This is a genomic window from Burkholderia sp. 22PA0099 (assembly GCF_047497165.1).
Taxonomy (GTDB): Bacteria; Pseudomonadota; Gammaproteobacteria; order Burkholderiales; family Burkholderiaceae; genus Burkholderia.
Genome location: NZ_CP163164.1, coordinates 221814 through 243139, shown reverse-complemented (window position 1 = coordinate 243139; position 21326 = coordinate 221814). Strand labels below are relative to the sequence as shown.

Here is a 21326-nt window from a genome sequence, read left to right as displayed (position 1 = left end):
TTGCCGCGCTCACTGGAGACCGACCATGATTCAATCCTCCCCGTCGCGCCCCGACGGCCACGAGCCGCGCCTGAAGCGCACGCTCGGCCTGCCGTCCGTGCTGTTGTTCGGCCTGGCCTACATGGCGCCGCTGATCGTCTACGGCACCTACGGCGTGCTGGCCGGCGCGAGCCAGGACACGGCCGCGCTGGCCTATCTGCTGGCGCTGATCGCAATCGTATTCACGGCCCTGAGCTACGGCAAGCTCGCGCGCCTGTTCCCGGTGGCAGGCTCTGCCTACACCTACACGCGCAAGACCTTCAACGCGCATCTCGGCTTCATGATCGGCTGGGCCACGCTGCTCGATTACTTCTTCCTGCCGATGGTGATCTGGCTGATCGGCGCGGCCTATCTGGGCGCGGCGTTTCCGTCGATTCCGGCGTGGGTGTGGATCGTCGCGTTCATCGTGCTGACGAGCGGCCTGAACATCCTCGGCATCGAGCTGGCGAACCGCTTCAACATCGTGCTGATGGTGGTGCAACTGGTGATCGTCGCGCTGTTCGTGGCGCTGTGCTGCCACTACGCGATGGCGGCCGCCGGCCCCGGCGGGATTCTCGCCGCGCAGCCGTTCTTCAATGCGCACGTGCCGCTGTCGGCCACCATGGCCGGCGCCGCGATCGCCGCGTATTCGTATCTGGGCTTCGACGCGGTATCGACGCTGACCGAGGAAACCGTCAACCCCGAGAAGACGATTCCGCGCGCCATCGTGCTGATCGCGCTGATCGGCGGTGCGATCTTCGTGATCGCGGCCTACACGCTGCAACTGGCGCATCCGGGCGCGGTGTTCAAGGACCCCGATTCGGCCGCGTTCGAGATCGCCAAGAAGGTGGGCGGCGACATTTTCGTATCGGTGTTCCTGGCCGGGCTGATCCTCGCGCAGTTCGCCTCGGGCATCTCGGCGCAGGCCAGCGTCGGCCGGCTGCTCTACGCGATGGGCCGCGACGAGGTGCTGCCGCGCCGCATCTTCGGCTACATCCACCCGCGCTTCCAGACGCCCGCGCTCAATATCGCGTTCGCCGGCGTGATCGGGCTGATCGCGCTGAAGCTCGACGTGGCCACCTCCACCTCGTTCATCAACTTCGGCGCGTTCCTCGCGTTCACCTCGGTCAACCTGTGCGTGATGCGCCAGTATTTCTTGCTGTCGCCCGCGCAGCGCCGCTTCGGCGCGATCGGCGGGCTGCTGTTCCCGGCGCTCGGCGCGATCGCCGATATCTGGCTGCTCGTGAGCCTGGAGAAATCGGCGCTGGTGCTCGGCGCGATCTGGTTCGTGCTCGGCCTGGTCTACTTGGGCTGGCTCACGCGCGGCTTCCGTCAGGCGCCGCCGGAAATGGCCGTCTGACCGGCCGCGAAGGGCGGGCAGCGAACGAGCAGGGAACGGGGCAGGGGCGCGCCGGGCGTGACGCCCTGCGCGTTGCGCGCGGCCCCAGTACAATCACGGCCTCGCGCGCAATGCGCGGGGCCGTTCCGTTTGGGGCACGGCCCTTTATGGAAAGGAAGCGCAAGTGATTGACCTGTCGACGCTCGGCACATTCATCGTGATCATGTTCGGACTGTTCCTGGTGCCGGGGCCGGCCGTGCTGATGGTGCTGTCGCGCACCGCGCAAGGTGGCTGGCGCGCCGGCGTGATGGCGAGCGTGGGCTGCGCGATCGGCGACATCGTCCATACGCTCGCGGCCGGGGCCGGGCTGTCGGCGCTGCTGATGACGTCCTCGATCGCGTTCAATGCCGTGAAATACGTGGGCGCGGCGTATCTGTTCTATCTGGGCTGGCGCTCGTGGCGCGAGCCGGCGCCGAAACTGGCCGCCCAGGCCCCGGCCGCCGATGCGGCGCAACCCGTGCAGCAGGATGTGTCGCCGGTGCGCGTGTGCGGCCAGGCGATCCTGACTGAATTGCTCAACCCGAAGACGGCGCTGTTCTTCATCGCGTTCCTGCCCCAGTTCGTGCATCCCGAGAACGGGCATGCGTTCCTCCAGTTCGTCGAGTTGGGGGTGCTGTTCGCGGTGTTCGGCACGCTTTATACGTCGATGCTGGTGTTCGCGCTGCGGCCGCTGCGCCACATGCTCGGCAAGCTGCCGCTGCTGCGCCGCCTGCAGGGCAAGCTGATCGGCTCGATGCTGATCGGGCTCGGCGTGAAGGTCGCGGCGCAGACGCGCTGATTGCGACTCCTCCTAGGTGACTATCGGCGCTTTCCGATTCAACGCGCGCCGCGAGTTCACTAACATCGAAAGGTTTTGATCGTGCCGGGTGCGAGCCGCCTGGCGTATTGATACCTTTAGAGGGAGTCCGCCGTGATCGACGATTTCGAACACTGCCAGCAACGGATCGACACGATTCAGCAGCAACTCGCGGAGGACAAGCACGCGGTGTCCAACACCGTGCTGGCCGATATTCGCGAATGCGTGCGCATGTTCGGCTTTACCTCGCAGGATATCTTCGGCGATGCCGCCGGCCCACGGCCGTTACGCGCCGTGGAATGAGGCAAGCAGGGTGCGCTGCGTCGGCGGGTGCCCAGCGCTTCAAGCCAACTCGTTCAAGCCCCGCCGTTCGCGCGCCGCGCTTCGCGTTCGTTTCCCGATTCCGCTTTCACGCCTCGCCTCGCGCTTCAACCCGCCGCTCAAGCCATCCTCAACCACCGCAGCCAATGCTCGAGCAGCGCATCGCGCTGCCACGCCGCCTGCGCAAGCCATAACGCGCCGATCCACGCGACCGTCACCACGATCAGGTCGCAACGGCCGCTTTTCCACCAGTTCAGCGAGTGACGTTGCAGGATCCACGGCACGCCGAGCGGGTTCGGCCAATCCGCGAGCAGATGCATGAGGCCGCCGCACGCGAAGCCGAACAGCGGCGGCGCCCACGCATGCTGCGCGGCCACGGCGCGATCGGCGAACCACAGCAGCGCGATCCAGCCGATGCCCCAATGTGTCGCCGTGCGATGTTTGATCCACAGCCGCCGCTTGCGCGTCCACCAGGCCACTTCGAGCCAGTCGGGCGCGGTGCCGCCGGCCACGCCGCCGAGGAAGGCGGCGAAGCTGCCGGCGTGCCATGCGCCGGCGGCGCCGGCCTGCCAGACGAGCGCGGCGGCGATCAAACCGGCTGCCCAGCCGGTCGCACGATGAGCGTTATGTGAAGCCATGCGGGGAAACGTGCGAAGGTGCGCTGCAAAAAATCCGGGGCGCCATCTTCTCAGATCGGCACCGCGTGCGGATCATCTGCGGCGGAATATTTCTCTGCGCGCATGAATTGCATCTAACGGTCGCTAACGCGCAAAAGCCCTGCATTCAGCACTGAAAGTTGCATTGCACCATCGTGTCTCAAGCATTTTTTTCAAGTTCCGGAACATGCTATAAGCGGCGAGACGGCCTTTTTCCAGCACGCCTGTATTCACTCATGAGGGATGCGCAATGAACGTTACGTTCCAACGTTTCAGGATTTCCGTCGTCGCAGCTTGCGCCGGCGTCGCCGTTTCGGGCTTCATGCCCGCCGCCCCCGCGCTCGCCAAGACACCGTTGCATGCGCAACTAACTGGATCGGCGGTAGCGGTCGCCGACAAATACAGCGCCGACGCCGCCGAGAAAATCTTCAAGGAAGGCGGCAACGCGGTGGACGCCGCCGTGGCGATCGCGTTCACGCTGGCGGTCACGTACCCCGAGGCCGGCAACATCGGCGGCGGCGGTTTCATGACGCTCTACGTCGACGGCAAGCCGTACTTCCTCGACTACCGCGAAAGCGCGCCGCTCGCCGCCACCAAGGACATGTATCTCGACAAGGACGGCAACGTCATCAAGGGCATGAGCCTGTATGGGCCGCGCGCGGTGGGCGTGCCGGGCACCGTGTCGGGCATGTGGGAAGCGCAGAAGCGCTTCGGCAAGCTCAAGTGGCAGCAGGTGCTCGCGCCGGCCATCCATTACGCGAAGGACGGCTTCATGGTGGACGAGCAACTCGCGCAACGTGGCGCGGACGCCTCCAAGGAATTCGACGGCAAGACCAACTTCGACAAGTTCTTCGGCGCAATGAAGGCCGGCACGAACTTCAAGCAGCCCGACCTGGCCAACGTGCTGCAGCGCATCTCGTCGCAGGGCGCGAAGGGCTTCTACGAGGGGCCGACGGCCGCGAAGATCGCCGCCGCGATGCAGCCCGGCGACGGCCTCATCACCGCAGAGGATCTCGCGCAGTACAAGGCGGTCTGGCGTCAGCCGGTCGAGGCGAACTGGAACGGCTATCACGTGATCACCGCGCCGCCGCCGAGTTCGGGCGGGGTGGGGCTGGTGCAGTTGCTGAAGATGAAGGAGGATCGCGCGGCCGACTTCAAGGGCGTGCCGCTCAATTCGGCGCAGTACGTGCACCTGGTGGCCGAGATCGAGAAGCGCGTGTTCGCCGATCGCGCGCAATACCTCGGCGACCCCGATTTCTACAAGGTGCCGGTGGCGCAGTTGACCGACGACGCCTATATCGCCAAGCGCGCGGCCGAGGTCAATCCGGTTTCGCCGTCCGACACGCAGAGCGTGAAGCCGGGCCTCGGCACCACGATGCCGGAGAAGGCCGAAACGACGCACTTCTCGGTGGTGGACAAGTGGGGCAACGCGGTGTCGAACACGTACACCATCAACGGCTATTTCGGCTCGGGCGTGGTGGCGGAAGGCACCGGCATCGTGCTCAACGACGAGATGGACGACTTCTCCGCGAAGCCGGGCGTGGCCAACATGTTCGGCGTGGTGGGCAGCGACGCGAACGCGATCGAGCCGAAGAAGCGGCCGCTGTCGTCGATGTCGCCGACGATCCTGACCCAGGACGGCAAGGTGGCGCTGGTGATCGGCACGCCGGGCGGCTCGCGCATCTTCACCTCGATCTTCCAGGTGATCACCAACGTCTACGATTTCGGCATGCCGCTGAAGCAGGCGGTGGGCGCGTTCCGCTTCCATCACCAGTTGCTGCCGCCGAACACGATCTTCTGGGAGCCGTACCACCCGATCACGGGCGAGCTGGCGCAGCAGATCGAGGCGAAGGGCTACACGCTGAAGGGGCAGGATTTCAGCGGCGATATCCAGGTGATCCGCGTTGACGGCAAGACGCCCGAAGCGGCGGCCGATCCGCGTGGGCGTGGTGTGACGCGTATCGTGCGCTGAGGGCGCTGAGGGCGCTGAGGGCGCTGAGGGCGGTGGGTGCGCTGAGGGCGGTGGGTGCGCTGAACGCGCTGAACGCGCCGAACGCGTGACAGGCGTTCAGTGCTCAAGTGCCTTGCGAGCGTTAAATGCGCCCGACATGACCGGCGCAGGCCGATGCGGTGACGATCCCGCATCCGGCCTGCGCCGGTTTTTCTTTTCCCCGCGTTACATCGGGCTGCCGGCCGGGCACGGCGCGGCCAGCCATTCCGCCCGCAGGCGATCCAGCATCGGCAGCACGCGCCGCAACTCTGCCACCAGTTGGGGCGAGGCCGGCGTGATCGGCATGCGCACCTCCGGCGAGATGCCGTGCGTGAGCGACAGCATCGCCTTGATCGCGGACGGGTTCGGCGCGGCGAACAGCAACCGCACGACGGGCTGCATCGCGTCGAACAGGCTGTGCGCTTCCGTTACGCGTCCCGCCTCGTGCAGCCGCTGCACCTCGACGAACAGATCGGCGCACACATGTGCGCTGGCCAGCACGCCGCCCGCGCCGCCGGCGGCGAGGCAATCGAGGAACGCGCTGTCGGTGCCGCACAGCAGCTCGATCGGCAACGCGTCGAGCGCGCCGAAATGCGCGGGCACGCATTCCTTGATGCCGGCCAGGTTCGGATGACGAAGCAATTGGCGCACGGTGGAAGGCTCGATCGTCACGCCGGTGCGATGCGGCACGTCGTACAGCATCACCGGCCGCCGCGTGTGCTGCGCGATCTGCTCGAAATGCCAGAGCACGCCGGCCTGATTCGGGCACAGATAGGCCGGTGGCGATACCAGATAGCCGGCGATCGCGTGCCGTTCGAGCTGGTCGATTTCGGCGAGGAACGCGCGCGTGTCGAGGCCGCCCACGCCGACGAATACCGGCAGCCGGCCGGCGGCGACCTCGACGATGGCTTCCAGCGCGGCGGCGCGTTCGGCGCTGTCGAGCAGCGCGGCCTCGGCCGTGGTGCCGAGCGCGACGAAGCCGGCGATGCCGGTGTCGAGGTACGACGCGGCCAGCGTGCGCAGTGCCGCGGTATCGACGCGGCCGTCGCGAAACGGCGTGACGAGCGGCACCCAGATGCCCTTGAACATGTCAGGCCTCCACGGTGGCGGTGTGCACGATCGGGCCGATGGTGGCCGCGTCGACGCACGACATCAGCAGGTCGAGCAGGGCCGGCATGTCGGGGCTGGCGGTGCCGAGCGTGACGTGGATCGCGCGCCGCGCCGGTTGCACGGCGACGATATGGCTCGCTAGCGTGGAGGCCAGCAGCGTCGCGAGTTGCGCGTCGCGGTGGCCGTGCGTCAGCGAGATGCGGACGCTGGCGCGCGTGACGCGCGGAGTGGGAAACAGGATACGGAGCGGTGTGACAGCCTTGGCTTGGCGCATGCGATGGAAGGGAACCCGATCGGGTAGGAAGACCCTCCCAGCGTAGCGAGCCGCGTATCAATACCGCGTAAAAAGATCGGGGCGGGGCGTAAACGGAACCGGAACCGGCGCTTGTATCTTTAAGCCTCGGACCAACTCGGGTAGCCCGAGCGGCCTCTGGGTTGAAACACGAAGCCCGTGACTGAGCACTGGGCGCCCGGGTTGGACCGTCCTTTCTTGCAGCCCGAACGGTTGTAGGAATGTAGAGTTCGCATAAACAAGGATGGGAGCGAAGGGACGTGTCCGATACTGTTTTCGTGGGAATCGATGTGTCGAGCCGGACGCTGGAGGTGGCCACCAGCACGCAAACTGCGACGTGGCAGGCAACCAACGACGCGGCCGGCATCGAACAACTGGTCAGTCAATTGCGTGAACTTCAGCCGGCGCTGATCGTGCTGGAGGCCACCGGCGGCTACGAGTTCGAGGCTGCGTGCGCACTTCAAGCCGTGGGCCTGGCCGTCGCCGTGGTCAACCCTCGCATGGCGCGCGACTTTGCGCGAGCCATGGGCGTGCTGGCCAAGACCGATGCGCTCGACGCCAGGATGCTGGCCGCCTTCGCTCGCGTGCTGCACCAGCATCCCGAGCGCGAGCGTTTCGTCAAACCGCTTGCCGATGCCGAACTCCAGCGGCTTCAAGCCCTGGTGCTGCGGCGTCGGCAACTGGTCCAGATGATCACCGGCGAGCGACAACGCTTGCGGCTTGCCCATGCTGCAGCCCGGGCCAGCCTCGAACGCGTCATCGATTTCCTCAAAAAGGAGCTCGACGACAGCGATACCGAGGTCGCCGCGCACGTTGCGCATCATCATGCCGAACTGGCGCGCACGTTGCGCAGCGTGCCTGGCATCGGCTCGACCAGCGTCGCCGTGCTGCTCGCCGAGCTGCCCGAACTGGGCAAGCTCGATCGCAGACGCATCGCAGCACTGGTCGGCGTGGCGCCGCTGAATCGCGATTCGGGGCTCATGCGCGGTCAGCGCAGCATCTGGGGCGGACGCGCCGACGTGCGTCGCACCCTGTACATGGCCACGCTCACTGGCGTGCGCTACAACCCTGTGCTGCGCGAGTACTACCAACGTCTCGTCCTCGCAGGCAAGCGAAAGAAAGTCGCTTTGGTCGCCGCCATGCGCAAGCTGCTGACGATCATCAATGCCGTCGCAAAACATCGCGTCGACTGGAATCCCGACTTTCATATCGCTTGACTCACAAGACGGTTGCTCAGTCCGCCTCGCCCTTCACGCAGGCCTCCACTACCTCGACGAACACGCGCTTGAGCGCGCTGTCGTCGTCGCGCCAGATCAAGCCGAGCGGCGCGCGGTGCCCGGGCAGCGCCAGCGGCCGGGCCACCACGTTCGGCGGCACGGCGGCGGCGGCTTCGGCAGGGATCAAACCGATGCCGAGCCCGGCCGCCACCAGCGCGAGCATGGTGGTGTATTCGCCGAGTTCGCGCGCGATCTCGAGCGTGACCTGCTGCGCGCCGAGCGCCACCAGCAGCGCGTCGAACAGGCCCGGCGCGTAGCGGCGCGCCAGCACGAACGCGGGCTGGCCGCGCAACTGCGCCGGCTGGATCTCGCGGCGGCGCGCGAGCGGATGCGAGGCCGGCACCGCCACCACGAACGGTTCCTCCATGACCACGCGCGTGCGCAGGCCGCCGGCCGCGATCGGCAGCCGCCCGAGCCCGAAGTCGAGCGTGCCGCCTTGCAGCGCGGCGATCTGGTCGGGCGTGGGCATGTCCTTGAGTTCCAGCGCGATGCGCGGGTAACGCGCGTGCAGGGTGCGGATCACGGTGGGCAGCAGCTTCGGCAGCACCGACGACACGAAGCCGAGCCGCAGTGTGCCGATCTCGCCGTGCGCCGACAGCCGCGCCACCTGCGCCGCGCGCGCGGCCTGATCGAGCGTGGCGCGCGCCTCCGGCAGGAACAGGCGGCCCGCGTCGGTCAGCGCAACCTTGTGACGGTCGCGGTCGAACAGGCGCACGCCGAGGCCGGTTTCGAGCGTCTTGATCTGCATGCTCAGCGCCGGCTGCACGATGCAGAGCCGCTCGGCGGCGCGGCCGAAGTGCAGTTCGTCGGCCAGCGCGACGAACGCGCCGAGGTGTTTGAGTTCCATCGCGAAGGCTCCGCACAGCGTGATCAGCCGCGATGATAACAAGCACGGCGGGGTGGGGCACGTGGGCCGGCGCGCATGTGGAAGCTGCCTGGAAACGCGGGCTTCAGTCGATCGGCGGGCCATTGCCACGATGCGTGATTACGGCGACGGTTTCGCGACGATCTCCGCCAGGAAGCGGGCTTCGATCGATCGCCAGGCCATCGCCCTGGCGGCACCTCATCACGGCGCCGATTCCGAGAAAATCTCCACCAGAAAATCGATCACGACACGCACCCGCATCGGCACCCGCCGCCCGGCCGCATGCACCACGTGCATCGGCAGCGGATCTGGCTGGAGCGCCGGCAGCAATTCGCGCACGCGCCCCGCGCGGATCTCGTCGGCCAGCAGCCAGTACGGCGCCTGCGAGATGCCGAGGCCGTGCAGTACGGCCGCGCGGACGTGTTCGGCGTCGCCCGTCAGCAGCGAGCCGCGCGGCAGGTAGGCGATCGATTCGCGGCCCTGCTTGAGCCGCCACGGGCGGCGCTCGCGGTCGCGCGCGAACACGATGCACGGATGCGCGTCGAGCTCGGCGAGCCGCGCCGGCGCGCCGTGCGCGGCGACGTAATCGGCGCTGGCGGCCAGCACCATGCGCGTCTCGCCGAGTTGGCGCGCGCTGAGCGAGGAATCGGCGAGCGGCCCGTGGCGGATCGCCAGATCGATGCCCAGGCCGACCAGATCGACGTTGCGCTCGGACGCGGACAGCTCCACCGACACATCCGGATAGCGCCGGAACAGCTCGGGCAGCCGCGGCGTGATCCAGAGCCGGCCATGCGCGGGCGCGGTGTTGATGCGCACCAGCCCGCGCGGCGATTGCTGTCGCACGCCGACCGACGATTCGACCGCCTCGAAATCGTCCACCAGCGGCCGCGCCGCGTCGTAGAACGCCTGCCCGGCTTCGGTGATCGCCACGCGGCGCGAGGTGCGTTGCAGCAGTTGTGCGCCGAGATGGCGCTCCAGCGCGGCGATCTGCTTGCTGACGGCGGGCTGCCCAATGCCTTCCTCGCGGCCCACCGCCGAAAAACTGCCGCGTTCGACCAGCCGGACGAACAGCCGTATTGCGTCGAGACGATCCATGAGCGTGATGTCGATCCATTCCAGAGTGGAATCGATGATATGTGCGGATCGCGCGTTTCGGCAATCGATGAAACGCCTTAACGTACGGCCTCACCGGGTGTCGTGGCGGCGCCGCGCACCCTCAACCGAAGCGAGGTCTTGAACGATGCAAGCGATTTGCGTGACGCCCGAGCGGGCGCTGACAGTGCGCGAGATCCCCACCCCGGCGCAGCCCGCGCCGGGCCATGTGCTGGTGGAGATGGCCGGCTCGGCGATCAACCACGGCGACAAGACGTTCCTGCGCATGCCGCAGGCCGCCGGCAATGCATTGAGCGCGGTGCGGCACGACGTGTGGGGCGCGTCGGGCGCGGGTGTGGTCGCGGCGATCGGCGCGGGCGTGCCGGCCGCCTATCTCGGCCGGCAGGTGGCGATCTACCGCTCGCTCGGCCGCAGCCCCGAGACGGTCGGCCTGTGGTGCGAGCGCGCCCAGGTGCCGTACACGAACTGCCTGATCCTGCCCGACACAGTCGACGCGCGCGATTACTGCGGCTCGCTGGTCAACGTGATGACGGCCTACGCCTTTCTGGAGGAGATGGCCGAGGCCGGCCACGCCGGCGTGATCGCGACGGCCGGCAATTCGGCGACGGGCCGCGCGCTCGGCGTGCTGGCCCGTGCCCGCAAGCTGCCCGTGATCCTGGTGGCGCGCACCGCGGCGTCGGCCGAGGCGCTGCGTCGCGCGGGCGAGCCGCACGTGGTGACGGCCGGCCCGGCGCTGGCGGACACGCTCGGCCCGCTGGCGGCCTCGCTGAACGCGACGGCCGTGTTCGACGGCGTGGGCGGTGCATTGCTCAGTGCGCTCGCGCCGGCGCTGGCGCCACGCTCGACGATCTACGCGTATGGCTTTCTCGATCGCACCGAGCCGTTCTCGATCGCCACCGCGCTGCTGATGATGAAGGACCTGACGATCCGCCGCTTCAGCAATTTCGAGAGCGCGACGGTGCGTGATCCCGCCCGGCTGGTGCGCGCGCTGACGGCGCTCGAAGGGCTGATCGACGATCCGGCGCTGCGCACGCGGCTCGGGGCGACGTTCACGTTCGACCGGATCGATGAAGCGATGGCGTTCGAGCCGGCCGACGGCGCGAAGGCCGTGTTGGTCGCGCGCGGCTGAGAGCCCGGTCGAGGGGGCGGGTGGACAGCGCGGCGCATGCGTGCTGTCATGCCCGTTCCCCACGACTCTGACAGGAGCTTCGCGATGTCGCGCCCCGATTTCATCAAGCACTGGACCGAACTCGAAGGGCAGGAGGCCGGGCACTACCCCGGCGACCCCGAATCGATGGGCCTCGGCGCGCCGCTCGCGCGCAAGCTCGGGCTGACGCGCCTCGGCATTCATCATGTGCGGCTGCTGCCGGGCCGGCGTACGTCCTATCCGCACGCCGAGAGCGCCGAGGAGGAGTTTGCGTACGTGATCGAGGGCACGCCTGACGTCTGGATCGACGGCCATCTGCACCGGCTCGCGCCCGGCGATGCGGTGGCGTTTCCGGCCGGCACCGGCATTTGCCATACGTTCCTGAACAACACGCAGGACGAGGTGCGCTTGATCGTGGTCGGGGAGACGCCGAAGGACGAGAACCGGATTCGCTATCCGTTGAACGCCGCGCACGAGGCAGCGCGCGACGACCGCTGGATCGATTGGCCCGAACGGCCGCTCGGGCCGCATGACGGGAAGCCGCGCATCGAATGAGCGGGAAGCGGCGCACTGCTTGAACGGGATGCCGCGAATTGCGTGAGCAGGAAGCCGGGCATCATCCGAGCGTCAAGCCACGCATTGCCCAAGCAGAAATCCACGCGTCACCTGAACCTGAAGCCGCGCAGCACCCGACGCGGCGTCCGCCGTGCGCGTTCACGCCGCCGCTCAACCCACCGACGCCCCAGCCTCCCCACCCAGCACCACGCTCTCCACCCACCCAACCAGCCCCTCCAGCACCGGCTGCCAATCCCCACTATCCCTCTGACGCAGCACCGTCACGCCCGGCAGCCACGGAGACACAGTGCCCGCGTTCCCCCAGCGCCAATCGCCCGACCGATTGACCGGCACGCAGGTCGTCGCGCCGAGCAGCGCGGCCAGGTTCGCGACCGACGAATCGACGGCGATCACCGCATCGAGTTCGCGGATGCAGGCGGCGGTGTCGTCGAAGCCCTCGATATCGGGTGCGTAGTGGCGCATTCCGCGCGGCAGGCCGCCGGCCAGCGCCTCGCCGCTCGGATGATGCAGGCTCACGAACAGCACGCGCGAGGCCAGCGCCGGATGTGCGATCAGCCGCTCGACGGCCTCGCGCGGCAGGCTGCGGCGTGCGGCCCAGCACCGCGCCGCGCTGCCGAGTTCGGGGCGGTGCCGGTGCGAGCAGTCGTAGCACAGGCCCACCAGCTTGCGGCCCGGCGCGGCGGCGCGCATGCGGCGCGCCCACAGCGTGGCGGCGCGCGCGCGGTCGGTCGGCACCCGCAGGTACGGCTCGAAACGGCCGCGCGGCCGGGCGCGCGTGGCGTCGAGCAGCGGCAGATGCAGCAGGCTCGCGTGCAGGTCCGGCGCGAACACCGCGATCTCGTGCCGCAGCGCTTCCGGCAGCGGCTCGCCCGCCCCCACCGGGCGCGGCGCGTCCACTACCCGGCAATCGGGCAGCGAGGCGCGCAGCAGCGGCAGCAGCGGCGTATCGCAGGTGATCATCAGCCGCGCGCCGGCATGCAGCCAGTCGCGCGCGGCGGCCAGCATCAGCAGTTGATCGCCGAAGCCGAGCTGGTGCGTGATCAGCACGCGCCGCCCCGACACATCCCCGCCGTTCCACATCGGCAGATCGGTGCGATAGCTGCCGCTCGACACGGGGTCGTCGTTGCGGCGCAGCCAGCCGGCGAAGCCGCGCGGCTCGCCGAGCTTGAGCCAGGCCTCGCCGAGCCGGTGCGCGGCGATGGCGGCGGCGGCTTCGTCGCCGGCCGTCGTGGCGTGGCGCATGCCCAGATCGAGATGACGGATGCCGGCCTCCAGGTCGCCCGCCATCGCCAGTTCGTGGCCGAGCCGCGTGTCGAAGCCGGCGCGCGGCCAGGGCAGGCCGGCATGGCGGCGCAGCATCTCGGCGGCCTCGCGGTGGCGTCCGGCCAGCGACAGCGCCTGCACGCGCATTTCGACGAATTCGGCCGCGAACGGGTCGATCGCCAGCGCCTGATCGGCCCACGGCAGCAGTTCGTCCTCGCGCTGCCGGTCGATCAGGCCCCGGCAGATGTCACGCAGGAACGCGGGAATTGCGGCGGCCCGCGCCGGCCGGGCGAGCGGCACGCGGAACGACTCATCGGACGAATGGGGAAAATGCGGCGAACGGGGGGAGGGGGTACGCATCGGGCGTCGGTGTGCAGGTGTCTCGGGTCCGGTTCTGTTTCTGGCGCGGGCCGGCGAGCCGGTCGCACATCGTCGCTGCAATCGTCAGTGTAGAGAATCGGTGCCCGTCCGGGGAGGGGCGGCGACGGAAAATCGGTGGCCTCGGATCGGATAAAGGGGCCGGACACCCAGCCGATATGCGCGCGGTTAATGCAGTTGACATGCGCCGCTGAGATAATCGGGAACGCACGTATCTGACGGTTTACCAAGGAGGCAGCACGATGACCGACACCCGTACCGAAGAACTGGACGCCGAAGCGCGTCAGCGCCGCCTGGAAGAAGACCTCGTCGACGCCTACGACGAAGAACTCGAAATGGAGCTGGACGACCGCCGTTTCGACGATGAAGCCACGATGTTCTCGGCAGAACGCCGCGAATCGCGCAAGCAGTACTTCCGCGAGCTGTTCCGCCTGCAGGGCGAGCTCGTCAAGCTGCAGGACTGGGTGGTCGCCACCGGCCACCGCCTGGTGGTGATCTTCGAAGGCCGCGACGCGGCCGGCAAGGGCGGCGCGATCAAGCGGATCACGCAGCGCCTGAACCCGCGCGTGTGCCGCGTGGCCGCGCTGCCGGCGCCGAACAACCGCGAGCGCACCCAGTGGTATTTCCAGCGCTACACCGCGCATCTGCCGGCCGGCGGCGAGATCGTGCTGTTCGACCGCAGCTGGTACAACCGCGCCGGCGTCGAGCGCGTGATGAACTTCTGCACCGATGACGAGTACGAGGAATTTTTCCGCTCGGTGCCCGAGTTCGAGAAGATGCTGGTGCGCAGCGGCATCCAGATCGTCAAATATTGGTTCTCGATCACCGACGAAGAGCAGGAAACGCGCTTCGAGGCCCGCATCCAGGACCCGCTCAAGCAGTGGAAACTGAGCCCGATGGATCTCGAAAGCCGTCGCCGCTGGGAAGCCTATACGGCCGCCAAGGAAGAGATGCTGTCGCGCACGCATATTCCGGAGGCGCCGTGGTGGGTGGTGCAGGCCGTCGACAAGAAGCGCGCGCGCCTGAACTGCATCGACCACCTGTTGAGCCTGGTGCCGTATCACGAGGTCGAACACGCGCCGGTGCTGCTGCCGGAGCGCGTCCACCACGAGGATTACCTGCGCCGCCCGGTGCCGGATTCGATGATCGTGCCGGAACGCTACTGATCCCGGCCGACACGCCCGGGGCGGCCAGGCCGGCTCGCCTTGGGGTCGAGTGCCGGGGTTGACAAACACACGGGCATCACGGATGCTCTCGCTCCATGACCCGTCTCGCCTTCCCGATCGCGCACATTATTCGCACCATTCATCGAATGGTGGGTTAGCGCGCGCAAGGAAGCCGTCACGAAACCCGCCCCCGAGGCGGGTTTTTTGTTTCCGTCTCCGGGCACGATCATCCCCAAGCCAGGAGCGTTCGATGCTGTCGCTGTCCAGTCGCCGTCAGGAAACCGTCACCCCCCCGTCCGCCGACATCGCGTCGAGCCTCGATGCCTATCTGAAGAAGATCCTGACCGCGCGCGTCTACGACGTGGCGATCGAAACGGCGCTCGAACCCGCCCGCCAGTTGTCCGCCCGCGTGCGCAACCGCGTGTTCCTCAAGCGCGAGGACAACCAGCCGGTGTTCTCGTTCAAGCTGCGCGGCGCCTACAACCGCATGGCCCATCTGTCGACCGAGGCGCGCGAGCGCGGCGTGATCACGGCTTCGGCCGGCAATCACGCGCAGGGCGTGGCGTTCTCGGCGGCGCGGCTCGGCGTGAAGGCGGTGATCGTGGTGCCTGTTACCACGCCCCAGGTCAAGGTCGATGCGGTGCGTGCGCATGGCGGCGCGACCGTCGAGGTGATCCAGGCCGGCGAATCGTATAGCGACGCCTACGCGCACGCCGTGCAGGTGCAGGCCGAGCGCGGCCTGACCTTCGTCCATCCGTTCGACGACCCTTACGTGATCGCCGGGCAGGGCACCGTCGCGATGGAAGTGCTGCGCCAGCATCAGGGGCCGATCCACGCGATCTTCGTGCCGATCGGCGGCGGCGGCCTGGCGGCCGGCGTGGCCGCTTACGTGAAGGCGGTGCGCCCGGAGATCCGCGTGATCGGCGTGCAGGCCGCCGATTCGTGCGCGATGGCGCAGTCGATCCGCGCCGGCGAGCGCGTGACGCTGGCCGAGGTCGGGCTGTTCGCCGACGGCACGGCCGTCAAGCTGGTGGGCGAGGAAACCTTCCGGCTCTGCCAGGCCTTGCTCGACGACGTGATCACCGTGGATACCGACGCGCTGTGCGCCGCGATCAAGGATGTATTCCAGGACACCCGCAGCGTGCTGGAGCCGTCGGGCGCGCTGTCGGTGGCCGGCGCCAAGCGCTACGCCGAGCAAGCCGGCATCGAAGGCGAAACGCTGGTGGCGATCACCTCGGGCGCGAACGTCAATTTCGATCGCATGCGCTTCGTGGCCGAACGCGCCGAAGTGGGCGAGGCGCGCGAGGCGGTGTTTGCGGTGGCGATCCCCGAGGAGCGCGGCAGCTTCCGGCGCTTCTGCGAGCTGGTGGGCGAGCGCAGCGTGACCGAGTTCAACTATCGGATCGCCGACGCGCACTCGGCGCATATCTTCGTGGGGGTGCAGACGCGCCGCCGCGGCGAATCGGCCGAGATCGCGGCCAACTTCGAGGCGCACGGCTTCGGCACGGCGGACCTGACCGGCGACGATTTGTCGAAGGAACATATTCGCTACATGGTCGGCGGCCGTTCGCCGCTCGCGCACGACGAGCGGCTGTTCCGCTTCGAATTCCCGGAGCGGCCGGGTGCGTTGATGAAGTTCCTGTCGGCGATGGCGCCGAACTGGAACATCAGCCTGTTCCATTACCGCAATCAGGGCGCCGACACCAGTTCGATCCTGGTCGGATTGCAGGTGCCGGCCGCCGATCATGACGCGTTCGACCGTTTCCTGGCCACGCTCGGCTATCCGTATCACGAGGAAACCGCGAACCCGGCGTATCGCCTGTTCCTGGCTTGAAGCGGCAAGTGTGAAGCCGAGGGCTTCGATTGGCGCGCCGGAAGGATGAGCTTGAAGCCGCGGGCTTTGGCCGCCGCGCCGGGCGTTCGGTTCACTCGAACGCGGGAAACCCGGCGCGCCCCTGCGTGGCGTCGAACAGCGTGTCGCGCGCCGCGGCCACCTCGGTCACGGGCAGCTTGATCGCCAGCCGCACCGTCATCGCATAGGCGCTGTCCACCAGCTCGAAGCCGGCCTGCTCGATCCAGCGGCGCACGCGCGCTTCATCCGGATAGCCGATCTCGATCGCGAGCCGCGTCATGGCGATGCGCTCGACGCGCTGCGCATCGAGCAGCGCGCCGGCGATCGCATCGGTGTAGGCGCGCACCAGCCCGCCCGCGCCGAGCTTGACGCCGCCGTAGTAGCGCACCACGGCGGCCAGCACGCCGTCGAGATCGTGATGGCGCAGCACTTCGAGGATCGGCCGGCCCGCCGTGCCCGACGGCTCGCCGTCGTCGGACATGCCCGACTGGCCGCCCGCGAGCAAGGCCCAGCAGACATGCGTGGCCCCGGCATGGGCGTCGCGCAGCGCTTGCAGCTCGGCCATCGCGGCGTCGCGATCGGCCACCGGGATCGCATAGCCGATGAAGCGGCTCTTGCGGATCTCGATCTCCTTCGTACAGATGGCCGCGAGGGTATAGGTCATGGCGGGTGGGGCGGCAACGGCGCGGCGGGCGGGAAACCCGACATTCTACGGGCAGGCGCGCGGCGGCACTGCGTGCTGGCTCAAGCGAGACGTGGGGGGCGGCCTGGTTTTGGCCCGTAGACGGCGCTCGCGTGGCCTTCGCGCTGCCCGTGCCGTTCGCACGTCACCCCCTTCAGGCCGTCTGCCCCGGCGCGAAGCAATGCGCGGCCCAGCCCGGCACCGCGTGGCGATACAACAGATGCAGCCCGTCGTCGAACGACACCGCCTTCAGCCCGTGCGCGGCGGCCAGCGTGCCGAGCGCCGGCGCCGAAAACAGCGAGATATGCCCGTTGCGCGGCAGGCAATACCACCAGTCGGCGATGCCGGCTTCGACCTGCGCGTCGGTCACGAGCAGCGTGGAGACGAGAATCGCGCCGTCGTCGTCGAGGTAGCGCAGCAGCGTGGCGACGAGCGCATGCGGATCGGGATGATGCTCGAACACCTCGAACGCGAGGATGTTGCGATAGGCGCCGTCGGCCGGCTGTGCCTGCGGCGTGCCGTGATACGGGTCCCACGACGCGACCGTGCCGAAGCCGCGCGCGGCCAGTTCGTGTTCGAGCTGGCCGAAGCCCGAGCCGAAATCGAGCGTGGGCTGGCCGGCCATCGCCGGGAAATGCTGCGCGATCATCGCGGCGTTGTCGCGCGCTCGCGCGCCGGTGCAATCGGGGTCCTGCCGCACGTAATCGGCGTTGTAGATATGGGCGGCGAAATCGTCGGGCGTCCATGCGTCGAACGCGCGCGTGAACACGAAGCGGCAGCGCTCGCACTGGTGGTAGTAGACAGGCACGCCCGCATAGGGATCGACCTTGCGGCCGGCGAAGCGGTCCGCGCCGCCCACCGAGAAATCGAGCACGCCGCACAGGCGGCTCGTGCCGCCGCAACACTTGCAGGCGGTTTCGGCGGCGGCGACACACAACGATGCAATCGGCATGGCGGTCTTCCGGCTCGGTCGGGTGCCGCCATCATGCCAGTTCCGGCCCGGGCCGACCATGCATCGACGCCGACCCATGCAAACCACCCTCGCCAAGGCCCTCGCCGGGTGCGCCTGGGGCGGGCATTCCCCGATGGACGGCAGCGCCGGCCCGCATCGCGCATGGCCGGACGGCATACATCGATGGATCTCGATGTCTACATTGAAACGTTGATATAGGTCACGTTTTTTTGACTCAATACGATCGCAGCCAATCCATCGATACCACCAGGAACACCCCGATGAATCCGACCGAACAACAGGTGATGGCCGCCGCCGATGCGTTGATCGACGCGTTCGGCCGGCACGATCGCGAGGCCTATTTCGCGGCGTTCGCGCCCGAGGCCAGCTTCGTGTTCCATCACGTCGATGCGCCGCTGCGTTCGCGCGAGGCCTACGCGGCGCGCTGGCGCGAATGGGAGCGCGACGACGGCTTCGCGGTGCTCGGCTGCGAATCGCGCGATCGCGCCGTGCAACTGGCCGGCGACGGCGTGGCGATCTTCACGCACGCCGTGCGCACCACGCTGCGCACCCATGCCGGGCAGGACACGCTCGACGAACGCGAAACCATCGTGTTCGCGCGCGCCGGCCAGCGCTGGCTCGCCGTGCATGAACATCTGTCGCCGGCGCCGCAGCCCGGCGGCAGTGCCTGAACCCGTTCCGGCAAAGCGTCATTCAACGCCACCCGGCATCAGGACAACTGAACAAGGATTCCCCATGGAACATCCCGGCACGGCGGACCTCGGCAGCGCGGCAGCGCACGAGGCACCGCGTTTCTCCACGATCGAGACGCGCTCGATCGACTATGTGCCCGACAGCGAGCGGCACGGCAGGGTGCTCGACCAGGGGCCGTTCTGGTTCCTCGGCAACTTCCAGTTCTTCACGATCGCGATCGGTTTCGTCGGGCCGGGCATGGGCTTGTCGCTGGGCTGGACGATCCTGTCGGGCACGCTCGGCATTCTGTTCGGCACGCTGTTCATGGCGTTCCATGCGTCGCAGGGCGCGCATCTGGGCTTGCCGCAGATGGTCCAGTCGCGTGCGCAGTTCGGCTATCGCGGCGTGGTGGTGGTGTTGCTGGCCACGGCGTTCACGTTCATCGCGTTCAACGTGGTGGACGTGGTGCTGATGGCCAGCGGCCTGCATGCGATCTTCGGCTGGTCGCCGGTGGCGATCACGCTGGCCACGGCGCTGTTCGCGCTGTTCCTGGCCGTGTACGGCCACGACTGGCTGCATCGCGCGTTCAAATGGATGCTGTACCTGAGCCTGCCGCTCTATCTCGTGCTGACGGTGGCGATCCTGTTCGGCGGCGTGCCGCCCAAGGCCGCGCACGCGGGTGCGTTCAGCCTGGTGGCGTTCGCCTCGCAGTTCGCGGCCAGCGCCAGCTACAACATCACGTATGCGCCGTATGTATCGGACTACTCGCGATATCTGCCACGCAGCACCCGGCCGCGCGCAATCATCGGCGCGGTGTTCGCGGGGGCGTCCTCGTCGGCGGTGTGGCTGATCGCGCTCGGCGCGTGGCTGGCGTCGCGGCTCGGCGCGTCCGACGGGCTGATCGCGCTGAACGAGGCGGGCAACGCGATCTTCCACGGCTTCGGCGCGCTGATTTCCATCATGTCGATCGGTGCGATGGTCGCCACCATGGGCCTGAACAACTACAGCGCGATGCTGACGCTGATCACCGGCGTCGATTCGTTCCGCGCCGTCAAGCCCACGCGCACGATCCGCATCGTCACGCTGGTGCTGCTCACGGCGGTGTGGGTGACGATCTCGATGCTGCTGACCGGCAACGCGATCGACATCCTGTTCGCGGCGCTGACCATGATGCTGTACCTGCTCGCACCGTGGACAGCCGTCAATCTCGTCGATTACTTCTTCGTGCGGCGCGGCCGTTACGCGATCACGCATCTGTTCACGGCCGACGGCATCTACGGCGCGTGGGGCGTGCGCGGGCTCGTGTCGTACGCGGCGGGCTTCGTGGCCTCGGTGCCGTTCTTCGTGCTGCCGGGCGTGTATAGCGGCCCGCTCGCGGCGCGGCTCGGCGGCGTGGACATCGCATGGGCGGTGGGCTTGGCGGTCGCGACGATCGTCTATCTGCTGCCGTGGCGCCGGCTCGACGCGCGTGCCGAAGCAGCCGCGATCGAGGCCAGCGACAGCGCGCTCGGCCTGCATTGAACGCGGCGGGGCTCGACACCCCGCGCGCCGGATTCGATCGATAGCGGCGCAAGCCGCCATCCACCTATATAGGATAACGAATGAAACTGAAGGCTGCGGCGGCGCTCGCCTGCCTGTGCGCGTCGTATGGCGCGCAGGCGCAGAGCAGCGTGACCTTGTTCGGCGTGCTCGACGAGGGCATCAATTTCACCAGCAACGCGGGCGGCCATGCGGCCTGGCAGCAGACCAGCGTGGATCTCGTCACGAGCCGCTGGGGCATCAAGGGCAACGAGGATCTCGGCGGCGGGCTGCACGCGATCTTCGATCTCGAAAGCGGCTTCCAGGTGGACAACGGGCGCTTCTATTACGGCGATCGCGTGTTCGGCTACCAGTCGTACGTGGGCCTGCAATCGGACGCATACGGCACGCTGACGCTCGGGCGGCAGTTCGACACGGTGGCCGACACGATCGCGCCGCTGACGGCCAACGGCAGTTGGGCCGGCTACCTGTTCGCGCATCCGTTCGACAACGACAACACCGATGCGTCGTTCCATGCCAACAACGCGGTCAAGTTCACGAGCGCGGCGTACCACGGGCTGACGGCCACCGCGCTGTACGGTTTCGGCAATCAGGCCGGCAACTTCGCGCGCAACCGCGCGATCGGCGCCGGGTTGAGCTACGCCTGGAACACGCTGACGATCGGCGCGGTGTACGAGGATCTCGGCACGCCGGGCACCACGACGGGCGGCAGCGTCGCGCCCGACGACATGGATTTCGTCGCGGGCAACCAGAAGATCTACGGGATCGGCGCGAACTACGGCATCGGGCCGGCGACATTCGGGCTGGTGTATACGCACGTGACGGTGCAGCAGCCCGTGTCGTCGCTGTACGTGGGGGACCTGGGCACGGGCGTGTCGCAACTGCGTTTCGACAATATCGAGGCGAACGCGAAGGTCTACGTGCAGCCGAACTTGTTCGTCGGTGCGATGTATACATACACGCGCGCGCATCTGGCCACGGGTGGTGGCGACGCATCGCTGCACTGGAACCAGGTGGGGTTGATGGCGCATTACGCGCTGTCCAAGCGCACCGGCGTGTATTCGCAGGTGGCTTACCAGCGCGCGAGTGGCGGCGCGGGCACGCCGCTCGATGGCGCTTACGTGCTCGGCTCGGCCGGGCAATCGTCGAGCGCGCAGCAGATCGTGGCGCGCGTCGGCATCACGCATGCGTTCTGACGCGCAGCGTCGAACGAGCGGCGGGCGGCGTGACGGCGGCCGCCC

Annotated in this window: 20 protein-coding genes; 12 read left to right on the top strand and 8 right to left on the bottom strand. The window is 68.1% G+C overall.

The window, feature by feature from the left end; translation table 11 throughout:
• Positions 1-25: 25 nt before the first annotated feature.
• The 3 genes from AB4851_RS01150 to AB4851_RS01140 all read left to right on the top strand — a co-directional run bounded on the left by AB4851_RS01150 (position 26) and on the right by AB4851_RS01140 (position 2516).
• Positions 26-1378: an APC family permease gene (locus AB4851_RS01150; protein WP_414448075.1), complete on the top strand. Its 1353-nt coding sequence runs from the start codon at positions 26-28 to the stop codon at positions 1376-1378.
• Positions 1379-1541: 163 nt separating this feature from the next.
• Positions 1542-2195 carry a LysE family translocator gene (locus AB4851_RS01145; RefSeq protein WP_414448074.1) on the top strand — a complete coding sequence of 218 codons (654 nt, stop codon included), beginning with the start codon at positions 1542-1544 and terminating at the stop codon, positions 2193-2195.
• Between the two features lie 132 nt (positions 2196-2327).
• Positions 2328-2516 (top strand): hypothetical protein, encoded by a 189-nt coding sequence (locus AB4851_RS01140; RefSeq protein ID WP_414448073.1) that lies wholly within the window; start codon positions 2328-2330, stop codon positions 2514-2516.
• A 137-nt stretch (positions 2517-2653) separates the two neighbouring features.
• Here AB4851_RS01140 and AB4851_RS01135 read toward each other — a convergent pair whose 3' ends face one another.
• Positions 2654-3172, bottom strand: coding sequence for a metal-dependent hydrolase (locus tag AB4851_RS01135; protein WP_414441382.1), 519 nt, complete (start codon positions 3170-3172; stop codon positions 2654-2656).
• A gap of 268 nt (positions 3173-3440) precedes the next feature.
• Between AB4851_RS01135 and ggt the strand changes: the two genes are divergently transcribed.
• On the top strand, positions 3441-5162 hold the full coding sequence (ggt, locus tag AB4851_RS01130) for a gamma-glutamyltransferase (protein WP_414448072.1): 1722 nt from the start codon (positions 3441-3443) through the stop codon (positions 5160-5162).
• Positions 5163-5366: 204 nt separating this feature from the next.
• On the opposite strand, the gene AB4851_RS01125 is transcribed toward ggt, so the two are convergent.
• Positions 5367-6269, bottom strand: coding sequence for a 4-hydroxy-tetrahydrodipicolinate synthase family protein (locus AB4851_RS01125; protein ID WP_414448071.1), 903 nt, complete (start codon positions 6267-6269; stop codon positions 5367-5369).
• Between the two features lies 1 nt (position 6270).
• Positions 6271-6564, bottom strand: coding sequence for a hypothetical protein (locus AB4851_RS01120; RefSeq protein ID WP_414448070.1), 294 nt, complete (start codon positions 6562-6564; stop codon positions 6271-6273).
• A 278-nt stretch (positions 6565-6842) separates the two neighbouring features.
• Here AB4851_RS01120 and AB4851_RS01115 point away from each other — a divergent pair, with 278 nt between their 5' ends.
• Positions 6843-7799: an IS110 family transposase gene (locus AB4851_RS01115; protein WP_414446788.1), complete on the top strand. Its 957-nt coding sequence runs from the start codon at positions 6843-6845 to the stop codon at positions 7797-7799.
• 16 nt (positions 7800-7815) lie between these two features.
• Here AB4851_RS01115 and AB4851_RS01110 read toward each other — a convergent pair whose 3' ends face one another.
• Together AB4851_RS01110 and AB4851_RS01105 are read right to left on the bottom strand one after the other, a co-directional pair.
• Entirely contained in the window at positions 7816-8706 is an 891-nt protein-coding gene (locus AB4851_RS01110; RefSeq protein WP_414448069.1) for a LysR family transcriptional regulator, read from the bottom strand.
• 219 nt (positions 8707-8925) lie between these two features.
• Positions 8926-9819, bottom strand: coding sequence for a LysR family transcriptional regulator (locus AB4851_RS01105; RefSeq protein ID WP_414448068.1), 894 nt, complete (start codon positions 9817-9819; stop codon positions 8926-8928).
• A 145-nt stretch (positions 9820-9964) separates the two neighbouring features.
• Between AB4851_RS01105 and AB4851_RS01100 the strand changes: the two genes are divergently transcribed.
• Together AB4851_RS01100 and AB4851_RS01095 are read left to right on the top strand one after the other, a co-directional pair.
• Positions 9965-10966, top strand: a complete 1002-nt coding sequence (locus tag AB4851_RS01100) for a Zn-dependent oxidoreductase (RefSeq protein ID WP_414448067.1) — start codon at positions 9965-9967, stop codon at positions 10964-10966.
• 84 nt (positions 10967-11050) lie between these two features.
• The gene (locus AB4851_RS01095) at positions 11051-11539 is read left to right on the top strand and encodes a cupin domain-containing protein (RefSeq protein ID WP_414441389.1); all 489 of its coding nucleotides are present in this window, start codon (positions 11051-11053) and stop codon (positions 11537-11539) included.
• Positions 11540-11710: 171 nt separating this feature from the next.
• On the opposite strand, the gene AB4851_RS01090 is transcribed toward AB4851_RS01095, so the two are convergent.
• Positions 11711-13183: a hypothetical protein gene (locus tag AB4851_RS01090; RefSeq protein WP_414448066.1), complete on the bottom strand. Its 1473-nt coding sequence runs from the start codon at positions 13181-13183 to the stop codon at positions 11711-11713.
• 260 nt (positions 13184-13443) lie between these two features.
• Here AB4851_RS01090 and ppk2 point away from each other — a divergent pair, with 260 nt between their 5' ends.
• On the top strand, positions 13444-14367 hold the full coding sequence (ppk2, locus tag AB4851_RS01085; protein WP_414441391.1) for a polyphosphate kinase 2: 924 nt from the start codon (positions 13444-13446) through the stop codon (positions 14365-14367).
• A gap of 250 nt (positions 14368-14617) precedes the next feature.
• Positions 14618-16201, top strand: coding sequence for a threonine ammonia-lyase, biosynthetic (gene ilvA, locus AB4851_RS01080; RefSeq protein ID WP_414448065.1), 1584 nt, complete (start codon positions 14618-14620; stop codon positions 16199-16201).
• Positions 16202-16292: 91 nt separating this feature from the next.
• Here ilvA and AB4851_RS01075 read toward each other — a convergent pair whose 3' ends face one another.
• Both AB4851_RS01075 and AB4851_RS01070 read right to left on the bottom strand, forming a co-directional pair.
• Positions 16293-16883 (bottom strand): IMPACT family protein, encoded by a 591-nt coding sequence (locus AB4851_RS01075; RefSeq protein WP_414441392.1) that lies wholly within the window; start codon positions 16881-16883, stop codon positions 16293-16295.
• Positions 16884-17055: 172 nt separating this feature from the next.
• Positions 17056-17853, bottom strand: coding sequence for a class I SAM-dependent methyltransferase (locus tag AB4851_RS01070; RefSeq protein ID WP_414448064.1), 798 nt, complete (start codon positions 17851-17853; stop codon positions 17056-17058).
• Positions 17854-18134: 281 nt separating this feature from the next.
• Between AB4851_RS01070 and AB4851_RS01065 the strand changes: the two genes are divergently transcribed.
• The 3 genes from AB4851_RS01065 (at position 18135) to AB4851_RS01055 (ending at position 21281) form a co-directional block, all read left to right on the top strand.
• Positions 18135-18545: a YybH family protein gene (locus AB4851_RS01065; protein WP_414441394.1), complete on the top strand. Its 411-nt coding sequence runs from the start codon at positions 18135-18137 to the stop codon at positions 18543-18545.
• Between the two features lie 64 nt (positions 18546-18609).
• On the top strand, positions 18610-20067 hold the full coding sequence (locus AB4851_RS01060; RefSeq protein ID WP_414448063.1) for a purine-cytosine permease family protein: 1458 nt from the start codon (positions 18610-18612) through the stop codon (positions 20065-20067).
• Positions 20068-20147: 80 nt separating this feature from the next.
• On the top strand, positions 20148-21281 hold the full coding sequence (locus AB4851_RS01055; protein ID WP_414448062.1) for a porin: 1134 nt from the start codon (positions 20148-20150) through the stop codon (positions 21279-21281).
• Positions 21282-21326: the final 45 nt, after the last annotated feature.

What these genes read in the sequence shown, in the direction of transcription:
- AB4851_RS01150 (WP_414448075.1), top strand. Translation starts at nt 26, where the DNA reads ATGATTCAATCCTCCCCGTCGCGCCCCGACGGCCACGAGCCGCGCCTG.
- AB4851_RS01135 (WP_414441382.1), bottom strand. Translation starts at nt 3,172, where the DNA reads ATGGCTTCACATAACGCTCATCGTGCGACCGGCTGGGCAGCCGGTTTG.
- ggt (WP_414448072.1), top strand. Translation starts at nt 3,441, where the DNA reads ATGAACGTTACGTTCCAACGTTTCAGGATTTCCGTCGTCGCAGCTTGC.
- AB4851_RS01125 (WP_414448071.1), bottom strand. Translation starts at nt 6,269, where the DNA reads ATGTTCAAGGGCATCTGGGTGCCGCTCGTCACGCCGTTTCGCGACGGC.
- AB4851_RS01120 (WP_414448070.1), bottom strand. Translation starts at nt 6,564, where the DNA reads ATGCGCCAAGCCAAGGCTGTCACACCGCTCCGTATCCTGTTTCCCACT.
- AB4851_RS01110 (WP_414448069.1), bottom strand. Translation starts at nt 8,706, where the DNA reads ATGGAACTCAAACACCTCGGCGCGTTCGTCGCGCTGGCCGACGAACTG.
- AB4851_RS01105 (WP_414448068.1), bottom strand. Translation starts at nt 9,819, where the DNA reads ATGGATCGTCTCGACGCAATACGGCTGTTCGTCCGGCTGGTCGAACGC.
- AB4851_RS01100 (WP_414448067.1), top strand. Translation starts at nt 9,965, where the DNA reads ATGCAAGCGATTTGCGTGACGCCCGAGCGGGCGCTGACAGTGCGCGAG.
- AB4851_RS01095 (WP_414441389.1), top strand. Translation starts at nt 11,051, where the DNA reads ATGTCGCGCCCCGATTTCATCAAGCACTGGACCGAACTCGAAGGGCAG.
- AB4851_RS01090 (WP_414448066.1), bottom strand. Translation starts at nt 13,183, where the DNA reads ATGCGTACCCCCTCCCCCCGTTCGCCGCATTTTCCCCATTCGTCCGAT.
- ppk2 (WP_414441391.1), top strand. Translation starts at nt 13,444, where the DNA reads ATGACCGACACCCGTACCGAAGAACTGGACGCCGAAGCGCGTCAGCGC.
- ilvA (WP_414448065.1), top strand. Translation starts at nt 14,618, where the DNA reads ATGCTGTCGCTGTCCAGTCGCCGTCAGGAAACCGTCACCCCCCCGTCC.
- AB4851_RS01075 (WP_414441392.1), bottom strand. Translation starts at nt 16,883, where the DNA reads ATGACCTATACCCTCGCGGCCATCTGTACGAAGGAGATCGAGATCCGC.
- AB4851_RS01070 (WP_414448064.1), bottom strand. Translation starts at nt 17,853, where the DNA reads ATGCCGATTGCATCGTTGTGTGTCGCCGCCGCCGAAACCGCCTGCAAG.
- AB4851_RS01065 (WP_414441394.1), top strand. Translation starts at nt 18,135, where the DNA reads ATGAATCCGACCGAACAACAGGTGATGGCCGCCGCCGATGCGTTGATC.
- AB4851_RS01060 (WP_414448063.1), top strand. Translation starts at nt 18,610, where the DNA reads ATGGAACATCCCGGCACGGCGGACCTCGGCAGCGCGGCAGCGCACGAG.
- AB4851_RS01055 (WP_414448062.1), top strand. Translation starts at nt 20,148, where the DNA reads ATGAAACTGAAGGCTGCGGCGGCGCTCGCCTGCCTGTGCGCGTCGTAT.